The 11918-nt window shown below is 67.8% G+C and carries 8 protein-coding genes; 6 read left to right on the top strand and 2 right to left on the bottom strand.

What is annotated here, in order from left to right; genetic code table 11:
* The 5 genes from ML340_RS11825 to ML340_RS11805 all read left to right on the top strand — a co-directional run.
* Window positions 1–217: hypothetical protein (locus ML340_RS11825; protein WP_240099897.1), on the top strand; the 217-nt coding region annotated here is incomplete at its 5' end.
* Window positions 218–266: 49 nt separating this feature from the next.
* Window positions 267–1409 (top strand): hypothetical protein, encoded by a 1143-nt coding sequence (locus ML340_RS11820; protein ID WP_240099895.1) that lies wholly within the window; start codon window positions 267–269, stop codon window positions 1407–1409.
* A gap of 11 nt (window positions 1410–1420) precedes the next feature.
* Window positions 1421–3535, top strand: a complete 2115-nt coding sequence (locus ML340_RS11815) for an ATP-binding protein (protein WP_240099893.1) — start codon at window positions 1421–1423, stop codon at window positions 3533–3535.
* Window positions 3532–4638 carry a DNA methyltransferase gene (locus tag ML340_RS11810; RefSeq protein ID WP_240099891.1) on the top strand — a complete coding sequence of 369 codons (1107 nt, stop codon included), beginning with the start codon at window positions 3532–3534 and terminating at the stop codon, window positions 4636–4638. Before ML340_RS11815 ends, ML340_RS11810 begins: the two co-directional genes overlap by 4 nt.
* Before the next feature lie 333 nt (window positions 4639–4971).
* On the top strand, window positions 4972–5478 hold the full coding sequence (locus ML340_RS11805; RefSeq protein WP_240099890.1) for a hypothetical protein: 507 nt from the start codon (window positions 4972–4974) through the stop codon (window positions 5476–5478).
* Window positions 5479–5487: 9 nt separating this feature from the next.
* Here ML340_RS11805 and ML340_RS11800 read toward each other — a convergent pair whose 3' ends face one another.
* The gene (locus tag ML340_RS11800; protein WP_240099888.1) at window positions 5488–6024 is read right to left on the bottom strand and encodes a Dps family protein; all 537 of its coding nucleotides are present in this window, start codon (window positions 6022–6024) and stop codon (window positions 5488–5490) included.
* Window positions 6025–6065: 41 nt separating this feature from the next.
* Here ML340_RS11800 and hrpA point away from each other — a divergent pair, with 41 nt between their 5' ends.
* Window positions 6066–10049: an ATP-dependent RNA helicase HrpA gene (gene hrpA / locus ML340_RS11795; protein ID WP_240099886.1), complete on the top strand. Its 3984-nt coding sequence runs from the start codon at window positions 6066–6068 to the stop codon at window positions 10047–10049.
* Between the two features lie 30 nt (window positions 10050–10079).
* Here hrpA and ML340_RS11790 read toward each other — a convergent pair whose 3' ends face one another.
* Window positions 10080–11861 (bottom strand): chloride channel protein, encoded by a 1782-nt coding sequence (locus tag ML340_RS11790; protein WP_240099884.1) that lies wholly within the window; start codon window positions 11859–11861, stop codon window positions 10080–10082.
* Between the last annotated feature and the right edge of the window lie 57 nt (window positions 11862–11918).

The following is an 11918-nucleotide window of genomic DNA, read 5'->3' as shown; positions in this document are numbered from 1 at the left end:
CGGCCTCACGCAGGAAGCCGATGATCTGTTCTTCGGTAAAACGCTTCTTCACGTCCAATCTCCTTGTTGTTGGGGATTGGACTCCAGATCGCGGCGCTACTCAAAACCGGGGGGACGTCGCCACCTCATCGAGGGTGAATATCTCTCCAGTGTCTTCTTTCATCGCTTCCTCACCCGGTACCAGGCAGGGGCCGGTGATGATGGTAATCTTGGCTAGGATACGGCAATATTGGACACGGTTGAACAGCTAGATGGCAGGAGGGGGGATGATCGACCCGGCAAGCCAGGCCCAACTGAAGGAGGCCATCGCGGACTGCATCGGCACCGACCAAGGGGTGCTGGATGCACTGCGCGAAGAGATTCGCCCTCTGAAGAGCGCCACACGCCGCATCCAACCACGTGCCACGACGTCGATCTCGCTGGTCGGCACCGATGGCGGCAACAACCAGCTCCAGTTCGACCCCTTCCTCATCCAGCTGGTCCGGGTGGTGGACAGCAGCAACAACGAGTACTGCCTGGAGGCGGTCTCGCCGACGACACCCATCGGCAAGCTCGACAAGCGCCAGTTCGAACCGGATGGAACACCTCGCACGGCGCTGGGCGAGATGATGGCGTACTTGGGCGTAGCATCCCTTCAAAACCTTTCCCCCGTCTTCCCACGACCAGAAAAAAACAAGCCTGTGTCTCCCAGCTGGGTGCAGGTCTACCGGGAGCTCGTCGAGTGGGCCATCCTGTTCAAAATACTCGGCAAGGACTACGGCACCGACACACTCATCATTTGCGACGGCCTACTGCGCAGCAAGGTCTTCGCCAAGGACCTGTTCCAGCGACTGCTCCAAGGCATGAAGGAGCGCATCGAAGCGCAGTGGAGCAAGAGCCGCCGACGGGTGTACCTGGCTGGCGTAGCCAAACACAGCAAGGTGCTTTCACGGTATCGCCTCGCCATGGCACTGGAAGGCGTCCTGCAGACCGACTATCCGGCCTACGTGGAGGTGCCTCGCGAGGTGGAGGAAGAGGCCTACGTCTGGTCGGAATTCGCCCGAGGCGATGACCGCGCCGGTGAGGGCGGAGAGATCAATAAGTTCGTCGGCGGCAAGATGTTCCTGGTGAAGTTCGGCTCCCACCGCCGTGATCCGGTGTGGCCGGTGGATATCTTTGTTCCACAAGTCAGCGAGGCTCAAATCATCCTCGGCTCGATGCTCGCCGACGCGATCAACGGCTTCCCGGTGCCACACTACCCCCGTTGCCTGCAAAAGGCGCACGAAAACGCGGCTCTGGTCGATTTTGATTTCGACATTCTGCAGGACTTCATTTACGAAGGTGTTCGATCGAGTCTCGGTGGCGACGCGGGGACATTGGATGCGTTTCAGCTTCAGGATGCAGATCCTGCTCAACGCCGGTACGGATAAGGGAGCACAGCATGGCAAAAATCCAACTCTTCCCCAGGGAGCAAGTTGTCGGCATCTTCCGGGGCTTCCAGCAAGGAGGCATGGAGTTCCACGCCGACCTGGTGCTGCCGTACCGGAATGAGTTCCAGAACATCCCGATGCACGGGCAGTTCCTCCTCGTACAATTGGAGACGCCTGACGAAGCCGTGCTAGGCCGCATCGCCTCCTTCTCCTCAGAGGGCAAGCTGTCGTTCGGCTCCGGCGAGGAGTTCAATATCCGTGCAGTCCGCGAGGACCGGCCGATCCCCGAAGACCTGCGCGAGCAGTACCTCAAGTACCGGGTCAACATCCGCGTGTTGGGCGTGCTGCGCAAGAATGGCAAGGGGCTGACCTTCGTCCCCTCGCATCGCCGACTCCCCCATGTCGGTAGCAAGGTAGCCTTTCCGAACGACGAGGTGCTGCGCGAGATCGCCGGTCACAACATTGACGGCGCTCCCATCGGCCATCTGGCCTTCGGAGAGTACATCTACGCCGCAGGCAGCAAATCACTCCAGTCGCAAGAATGGATGCAGGTGGTCGACCCGGAGGTGTTAGTCCGCTTCCCCATCGAGTCCCTCGTATCTCGCCGCAGCTTTATCTTTGCCCGAGCGGGCTTCGGCAAATCCAATCTCAACAAGCTGCTCTTCTCGAAGCTCTACGAGACGACGCCCTTCGTCACCAAGCGCGCCGGCAAGCAGGTCCCTGTGGGCACGGTGATTTTCGATCCAGATGGCGAATATTTCTGGCCCGACGACAAGGGCCGCCCAGGGCTGTGCGATGTCCCCGCTCTGGAGGACAAGGTCGTCGTCTTCACCGACAGGAAAAATCCGAGTCCTTTCTACCAGTCGTTCGTGGCTGGCGGCATCAAGCTGGATATTCGCCGCCTACGCCCAGGAGACGTGATTTCAATCGCACTCGGACCGGAACGTCAGGAGCAGCAGAACGTTCGGAAGCTGCGCGGGCTTCCGCAAGACCGGTGGGAGTCGTTGGTCAACCTGATCGACACCAACGGCAACACCACGCCGCTTGACGATATCTGCCGACTGCTCGACCTTGATCCTCAGCGGCAGGAGGCCGAGGCTCTGGCCGCCAGAGGCAACATGACAGCGATCGTGAAGATGCTGCATGACAAGAGCAGCCAGCTTATGGACATGCTGGTTCACGCGCTCTCCGAGGGGAAGCTGTGCGTCATTGACGTCTCGCAGATGCGCGGCGGCCAATCGCTCGTTCTCTCGGGCCTGATCTTGCGCCGGATCTTCGACCGGAACCAACAGGAATTCACTGCGGCCGACCCAAAGACCATCCCGACCATCGCAGTCGTCGAAGAAGCCCAATCGGTGCTGAACGAAAACGCACCGGCTGCAGAGCCCTACATCGCCTGGGTGAAGGAAGGGCGTAAGTACGATCTGGGCGCGCTGCTGATCACTCAGCAGCCGGGCAGCATTCCAGTCGAGATCCTCAGCCAGGGTGACAACTGGTTCATTTTTCACCTGCTGTCGGCGGCGGATCTTACGTCGCTGAAACGAGCCAACGCTCATTTCAGCGACGACTTGCTGAGCTCCCTGCTCAACGAACCTATCCCGGGCCAGGGTGTGTTCTGGAGTTCGGTGGGAGGTAAGCCTTATCCGGTCAGCCTTCGCGCCCTGTCCTTCGAGAAGATGTTCTCGATGCGCGATCATGATTACAACCAGCCGGCGGGCAACACCTACGCCCAAACGCTGCGCAGCAAATTCGCAACGATTGGGTGGACCGCGACGACGGCCCGCGTGGCCCAAGCCCCAGATGCAGGCACTTTGTTCCCCGAAGAAGCGGAGACCGGAGAAGTCGAGCCGATGGATGTCATGGCGACCATCGAGCGGACCGCTATCGAAGCTTTGCGGGGGAATGACGATCTTCGTCAGAAACTTGAATCCCAGAATGGTATGCCGTGGTATGGGGTTCAGCAGTTCCTGATTGACCACTTGCCGGAACACTTGGAAGACCGTCGTCAGTTTGCTTACAACCTGGTGTCGAAGGCGATGAATGCAGTGTTCGGGCCACAACCTACGGCGTGGGAGACTTTCAAGAACCCGAGCACCGGGAAAACGTGGATAAGAGTCAGAAAATGACCGTTACCCTTCTGCGTGAAGATGCCGCCCTGAATGGGATTTGTCCGTACTTCACGATGTTCCCGCTCGATTTTCCGCTTGGCATCCTGCAGCGGAGCGCGCGGGCGGGCCATGTCGTGCTAGATCCCTTCTGTGGCCGTGGCACCACCAATTTCGCGGCACGACTCGTCGGGCTGCGTTCCCTTGGGGTGGACTCCAGCCCGGTTGCCGCAGCCATTACGGCGTCCAAGCTCGCGACGGCCACCGTTGATGACATTCTTGCCGAAGCACGCAGGATTCTGACCGAACGTAAGGCGCGCCACATCCCGACCAGCGAGTTTTGGCAATGGGCGTTTCACCCGACTGTGCTGGACGCGCTGTGTCGGTTCCGGGAAGCTTTCCTGGAGGACTGCACGACGGATGCCCGCGTCGCACTACGGGGCATTGTCCTGGGTGCGCTGCATGGCCCAAAGCAGAAGACCTTCCCAAGCTACTTCTCCAACCAATGCCCCCGCACCTACGCCCCTAAGCCTGTCTATGCGACACGCTTCTGGCGGTCGCGAGGGCTTTCGCCTGAGCCAATTGATGTCTTGGCCGTGATCGAACGGCGTGCAAAACGCTACTACGGAACCTCGCACGACACTAAGGGCACCGTGCGATTGGCAGACAGCCGACAGGCCGAAGCGCTCCAGCCGGAAACACCAGAAACCCGATTCGACTGGGTGATCACCTCGCCGCCGTACTACGGTATGAGGACCTACATTCCTGATCAGTGGCTGCGCAACTGGTTCGTGGGTGGCGCCGACGTTGTCGACTACAGCAGTAGCGACCAGATCGTTCATTCAAGCCCCGAGGCCTTCGCGGAAGATCTCCGCCGGGTATGGCGCAACGCCAATGAGGTGTGCGCCGAAGAGGCTAAGATGGTCATCCGGTTCGGCGGTATCACAGACAGGCGCGCCGACCCGCTGGAGCTAATCAAGAGTTCCCTCACTGACAGCGGCTGGCGCATCACGACCATCAAGGTGGCTGGGGCTGCGACAGAGGGCAAACGCCAGGCAGATACCTTCCTGCGCACAAAGTCCAAGCCGATGGTCGAGTACGACGTCTGGGCGATGCGGGTATGACACCCACGTCGTGAACGACGTACCACCAGCGGCGCCAAATCATCGAATCTCCGCCCTCAAGCCCGCTGACTTGCTATCTTGTTCGGAATCCGGGTTGTGTTTCGGTGGTGTCTGCACCACCATTTCCGTGCGGCAACCGGTCTCCGCATCGGACGCAGCCGGCGGGTCACAGACTCCAGCACGGTCCTGCGTTTGCTCCGGGCCGCCGCATGGAATGGACGTTCTCGCGTGAGATCAGGTCCGGGCCGAGGGGCAGGGTGGCCGTCATCTAGCCGGAATCCGTTTGCAATCGACGAAGGGGCGCTCAGCGCCGGCAACCTGAGGAGGCCTTGCATGACATCCGCCATTCGGGGGTCTTTTCCACCGCATCTTGCCGTCATCCGGCCGGGCCTGGCGCAGGCCTGTTCGATCCTGCTGCTGCTTGCAGGATGCGGGAAGGCGCCGGACGCGCCCGCACCGGCCCCGGATGCCGCCCCAGCGCCGCAGGATGCCGCGGGCCACGGCGCCAAGCCGGCACTGACGGCGCAGGTACGCTGGCCCCGCGGCGACACCGCGTTCGCCTTGAACGTGTGCACCAGCATCGGCCCCCATACCCTCCAGGCGGGCGGCAATAGCGCGGACGGGCAGTGGAACCTGGTGCTCGACGGCAACCTGCTCAAGCCGGGGGACACGGGTAGGCTGACGATTGCGGAGAAGACCGCCGGGATGCCGGTGGCCTATGACGCACGGCTCACCCAGCTCACGGTGACGCCGGATGGCCGTTTCAGCGGGAGTGGACAGGACGCAGGCGGCGCCCCCTTCACCCTCAGCGGCCAGTGCATGACCACCTGGCGCCCGTGACGGCAGTGCTCACTGCAGCAGCGAGCGCAGCATCCAGGCGTATTTCTCGTGGGTCTGCAAGCGCTGGGTCATCAGGTCCACGGTCGGATCGTCGCCGGCGTCATCCGCGGTCTTGAGCACCTGGCGCGCGGTGCGGCAGACCGCCTCGTTGCCGGCGACCAACTGGCGCACCATCTCCTTCCAGTCGGCGGCGTCCTCCAGGCCCGGTTCCTCCTTGATCGAGCCCAGGCGCATGAACTCGGCATACGAGCCGGGTGCGTTGTAGCCGAGCGCGCGCATGCGCTCGGCGATGTCGTCCAGCGCGTTCCACTGCTCGGTGTACTGGGTCTCGAACATCAGGTGCAGGCTGTTGAACATCGGCCCGCTGATGTTCCAGTGGAAGTTGTGGGTCTTCAGGTACAGGGTGAAGGCGTCCGCCAGCATGCGGCCGAGGCCTTCGGCGATCTCGCGGCGGTCGCCGGCGGCGATCCCGATGTCGATCGCCGGGGCGCCGTCGGCGTGGGCCTGCGGCTTGGTGGGCTTGCGGTCGTGCTTTTTCTTGGCCATGGCCTGCTCCTTGCTGTGCAATGCGGCGAGAATACGCCGGCATGCCGTTGCAGTCCGATGAAATTTCCCGATCCGCGCCATCGCCGGGGTCGATCCCGCCCGGCGCGGGGCCGGATGCCGCGGCAGTCCGGCAGGCGCTGGAACGGGCGCCGACCCGCGACCGCGGGCGCCTGCTCGGCCTGCTGCGGCGCTGGCGCGAGGCGCCCGCCGACGCCGCCCGGCGCGCCGCCTTCGCCGCCGCGCTGGAGCAGGCGTTGGCTGCGCGCGCGCGGCGCGAGGCGGCCCTGCCGGCGGCGGGGCCGATCGACCCGGCGCTGCCGATCGCCGCGCACGCCGAGGAACTGATCGAGCTGATCCGCCGCCACCCGGTGGTGGTGGTGGCCGGCGAGACCGGCAGCGGCAAGACCACCCAGTTGCCGAAGTTGTGCCTGCTGGCCGGGCGTGGCGCCGCTGGGATGATCGGCTGCACCCAGCCGCGGCGGCTGGCCGCGCGCGCGGTGGCGCGGCGGGTGGCCGAGGAGCTACAGGTGCCGCTGGGCGGCGCGGTCGGCTACCAGGTGCGCTTCAACGAGGCGGTCGGCGAGCAGACCGCGGTCAAGTTCATGACCGACGGCATCCTGCTGGCGGAGATCCAGAGCGACCGCTGGCTGTCGCAGTACGACACCCTGATCATCGACGAGGCGCACGAGCGCAGCCTCAACATCGACTTTTTGCTCGGCTACCTCAAGCAGCTGCTGCCGCGCCGGCCCGACCTCAAGCTGGTGGTGACCTCGGCGACCATCGACACGGCGCGCTTCGCCGCGCATTTCGGCGGGGCGCCGGTGGTGAGCGTGGAGGGCCGCGGCTATCCGGTGGAGGTGCGCTACCGGCCGCTCGAGGGGGAGGGCGCGGAGGATGGCGGGGATGCCGGGCAGCGCACGCTGGTGGACGGCATCGTCGCCGCCTGCGACGAGATCCTGCGCGAGAAGGGCAGCGGCGACATCCTCGTCTTCCTGCCCGGCGAGCGCGAGATCCGCGACGCCCACCAGGCGCTGGAGCGCCGCAAGTACCGCCACACCGAGGTGCTGCCGCTGTACGCGCGGCTGGCCGCGAAGGACCAGGACCGCGTGTTCCATCCGGGGCCGCAGCGCCGCATCGTGCTGGCCACCAACGTGGCCGAGACCTCGCTCACGGTGCCGCGCATCCACTACGTGATCGACCCCGGCGTGGCCCGGGTCAAGCGCTACAGCCCGCGGCAGAAGCTCGACCGCCTGCACATCGAGCCGGTCTCGCAGGCCAGCGCCAACCAGCGCGCCGGCCGCTGCGGCCGGATTGCGCCGGGCACCTGCTTCCGCCTGTATTCGGAGGCCGATTTCGCCGCGCGCCCCGCGTTCACCGACCCGGAGATCCGCCGCGCGGCGCTGGCCGGGGTGATCCTGCGGATGCTGGCGCTGGGGCTGGGCAATATCGAGGACTTCCCGTTCCTGGAACCGCCCGATCCGCGCGCCATTGCCGACGGCTGGCAGCAGCTCAATGAGCTGGGCGCGGTGGACGGCCACCGCAAGCTCACCGCCATCGGCCGGACGATGGCGAAGCTGCCGGTGGACGTGAAGCTGGCGCGCATGCTGGTGGCCGCGCACGCGCACGGCGTGCTGCGCGAGATGCTGGTGATCGCCAGCTTCCTCGGCATCCAGGACCCGCGCGAGCGCCCCGCCGACGCGCGCGCCGCCGCCGATGCCGCGCACGCGCAATTCGCGGATGCCAAGTCCGAGTTCGTCGGCATCCTCAAGCTGTGGCAGGCCTACCGCGGCGCGCACGAGGCGATGACGCAGTCGCAGCTGCGCAAATGGGCCGACCGCCACTTCCTCGGCTTTTTGCGCCTGCGCGAATGGTGGGAGCTGCACCGCCAGCTGAAGCTGCAGTGCGAGGCGCTGGGCTGGGACACCGCCGCGCCGGTCGCCGAGGCCGCCGAGGCCGCCGCGCCGCTGCCGGCGGCGTCCTACGCGGCGCTGCACCGCGCCCTGATCGCCGGCCTGCCCACGCAACTGGGCCAGCGCACCGACAAGGGCCAGTACGCGGGGCCGCGCGGGCGCAAGTTCCAGCTGTTCCCCGGCTCGAGACTCGCCAGCAAGCCGCCGCCGTGGGTGCTGAGCGCCACCCTGCTGGACACCGAGAAGGTGTGGGCGATCACCAATGCCGCGATCGAGCCGGACTGGGCGATCGCCGAACTGCCGCACCTGTTGGCGCGCCGCCACCACGACCCGCACTGGTCGCGCGCACAGGGGCGGGTGGTCGGCAGCGAGCAGATCAGCCTGTTCGGGCTGGTGCTGGCGCCGAAGAAGCCGGTGCACTACGGCGCGCTGTATCCCGAGGAGGCGCGCCAGATCTTCGTGCGCGAGGCGCTGCTGACCGGCGAGATCAACACCCGCAGCGCCTTCCTCGCGCGCAACCTGCGCACGCTGGAGCTGGCCCGGCAGGAGGAAGCCAAGCAGCGCCGGGTGGGGCTGGTGCAGGACGAGGACTGGCAGGCGCGCTGGTACCTGGACCGGCTGCCGCCGCACGTGCACAACGCGCAGGCGCTGGACGCCTGGTACGCGAAGCTCGCGAAGGAGGAGAAGGCCGCGCTGGAATGGTCGCGCGCGGACCTGCTGGTGGCCGACCAGACCGACGCCGCGCGCTTCCCGGCGTACATCGCGCTGGGCGAGGCGCGGCTGGCGGTGCAGTACCGCTTCGCGCCGGGCGAGCCCGACGACGGCATGACCGTGGCGGTGCCGCTGCATCTGCTAGGTGCGCTGGATCCGGCGCGGCTGTCGTGGTTGGCGCCGGGGTTCGTGGAGGACAAGGCGACGGCGCTGATCAAGTCGCTGCCGAAGGCGCTGCGGCGCAATTTCGTGCCGGCGCCGGACTTCGCCCATGCCTTCGCGGAGGCCTTCCCGCAGCCGGACGCCGACAGCCTGGAAGGCGCGCTGGCGCGCTTTTTGAAGAAGCTGTCCGGGGTGGAGGTCGCCGCCACCGATTTCGACCCGGCCGCGTTGGAGCCGCACCTGCGCGCCAACCTGCGCCTGCTGGACGGCAAGGCGGTGCTGGCCGAATCGCGCGACCTCGACGACCTGCGCGCCCGCTTCGGCGAGGCCGCCGCGCGGGCGTTCGCGCGCCACGCCGCGCAAGGGATGGCGCAGGCCGGGTTGACCGCGTTCCCCGACGCGCCGATCCCGGCGTCGGTGCCGGGCGCCGGCGGGGTGCCGGCATATCCGGCCTTGCAGGACGACGGCGACAGCGTGTCGCTGGCGCTGCACGCGCAGCGCGAGGTGGCCGAGCGCCTGCATCCGCAGGGCGTGCGCCGGCTGCTGGCGATCGCGCTGGCCGACAAGCTCAGGCAGGCGCGCAAGCAGCTGCCGGTGCCGCCGAAAATCGCGCTGCTGTATGCGGCCATCGAGTCGGCATCGCCGCGCAAGGACGGGCTGAAGGACGCCGACCGCCTGCGTGCGGACCTGGTCGAGGGCGCATTCGCGGCGCTGAGTGCCGACGGCCTGCTGGAGATCCGCGATGCCGAGGCGTTCGCACGGCGCCGCGACGCGCTCGCGCGGGCGCTGTTCGGCGAGGCGATGCAGCGGCTGCGGCAGGCCGAGACCATCCTCGGCCTGGTCGCGGAGGTGCGCGCCAAGCTGGAAGCGACGCTGGTCGGCTGGGCGCGCGCCAACCTCGACGACATGCGCGAGCAGCTGGAGGCGCTGGCCGCGCCGGGCTTCCTGCGCGACACCCCGGCCGCCGCGCTGGCGGAATACCCGCGCTGGCTGAAGGCACTGGCGCTGCGCGCCGAGCGCGCCCAGCGCGACCCCGGCAAGGACCAGGCGCGGATGCTGGAGCTGGCGCCGTTCCAGCAGGCGCTGGCGGCGGCCGCTGCGGACGATCCCGAGGCGCAGGCGCTGCGCTGGGAGCTGGAAGAACTGCGCGTGCAGCTGTTCGCGCAGGAGCTGGGCGCCAAGGGCGGCATCTCGCCCAAGCGGCTGGCGGCGCGCCTGCAACGGCTGCGTGCGCGCGAATGAGCGCGGCGTCCGCGCGCCGCGCCCCCGCGTTCAGTCGGCGATGCGCTCGCCCAGCAGCTCGCGCTGGCGGCGGTCGAGCTCCTCGGCGTAGCGCTTGCGCACGAAGCGCTCGGACAGCAGGCCGAGCACATGGCCGTCGTGGTCGATCACCGCCAGTTCGTCGCTCTGGCTGGTATCGAACTGGCGCATGACCGCGAGCGCGTCGTCCTCCTCGCGCACTGCAGTGGCCGGATTGCGCGCGTACTGCGCGACCGGCGCGGCCGGATCCACGCCGTCGGCGTACAGGTCGGGCAGGACCGCGATCCCGGCGTAGCGGCCGGCGGCATCGACCAGCACCAGCCGGCTGGTCGAACCGAGCGGGAAGCGCCGGCGCACCTCGGCCACCGCCAGCACCGCCGGCAGGGTGTCCGGGGCCTTGCGCATCATCCGCCCGGCGGTCAGGCTGCGCACCCAGCCGACGTCGCGCGCGTCGCGGATCTCGGCGCCGCGCAGGTGCAGGCGCCAGGTCGAGAACGAATAGCCGAACAGACGCCGGGTCACGGTGCTGGAGACCAGCACCGCGGCCATCGCCGCGCTGGCCAGGGCGAAGTCGTGGGTGCCCTCCAGCACCAGCATCGCCATCGTCATCGGCGCGCCGACCACCCCGGCGGCGAGCGCCGCCATCCCGACCAGGGCGGCGGTGGTGGCGTCCAGCGGCGGGCGCCCGAACAGCTGCCCGAGCAGGCCGGCGTAGACCGCGCCGACCAGGGTGCCGATGAACAGCGAGGCGAAGAACAGGCCGCCGCGGAAGCCGAACCCGAGCGAGATCGCCGAGGCCAGCGACTTCAGCACCAGCAGCAGCAGCAGCCAGCGCAGCGGCTCCTGCACGGTCAGGTCCACCTGCAGCGCGCCATGGCCGGAGGAGAGGATCTGCGGGGTGACCAGCGCGAGCGGGATCAGCAGCAGCCCGCCCAGCGCCGGGCGCAGCCAGATCGGCACTCGCGCGCGGTCCACGCCCTGCTCGATCAGGGTCACCAGGCGCATGATGCCGATCCCGATCAGGGCGCAGACCAGGCCGAGCAGGGCGTACAGCGCGTAGTCCTGCCACTCCAGTCCGGTGCTGGTCGGCGCCGGCAGCAGGCTGTCGCCGCCGCCGAACGCGGCGCGCACCGAGGCCGCGCCGAGCACCGCGACCGCCACCGGCGCCAGCGCCGAGGGCGAGTAGGCGCCGATCACGATCTCGAAGCCGTAGAACGCGCCGGTCAGCGGCGCGTCGAACGCCGCCGCGATCGCCGCGCCGGCGCCGGTGCCGACCAGGGTGCGGATGTCGGCGCGGCGCAGGCGCAGCACCCGCCCGAGCTGCGAGCCGGCTCCCGCGCCCATCTGCGCGTAGGCCGCTTCCAGCCCGACCGAGGCGCCGCTGCCGTTGGACAGGATGGTCTGCGCGGACACGATCAGGTTGTCGCGCATCGACATCCGTCCGCCGTGCAGGGCGTTGGCCTCCACCGCATCCACCAGCTGGCGCTTGCGCACCCGCGCGATCAGGCTGATCAGCCCGACCGCCAACCCGAACAGCGGCAGCGCCAGCAGCAGCCGCCAGTCCACCTGCGGCAGCGAACTCAGCCGCACCCCGGGCTGTTCCAGCCCGTACCACCAGGCCTGCAGCGCGTGCGCCAGCCAGTGCTGGAGCAGGCTGAGGCCGCCGGCGACCACGCCGACCACCAGCGCCAGCAGCAGGAACAGGTGCTCGCGGGTGCGGAAGCGCTCGCGCAGGCGGTCGGCGAGCGTGCGCACCTGCGCGCGCGCCGCGGTCAGGCCCGGGGCGACGGACATGCAGGGGCGGGGCGGCGGGGCGGCATGCCGGCAGTGTAGTGCGTGCGGCTGGCCGGG

The organism is Thermomonas flagellata (assembly GCF_022419185.1).
In the GTDB taxonomy this organism is placed as follows: Bacteria; Pseudomonadota; Gammaproteobacteria; order Xanthomonadales; family Xanthomonadaceae; genus Thermomonas; species Thermomonas flagellata.
Note: the sequence above shows the minus strand (reverse complement) of the source record. Positions and strands in the feature narration are given on the sequence as shown.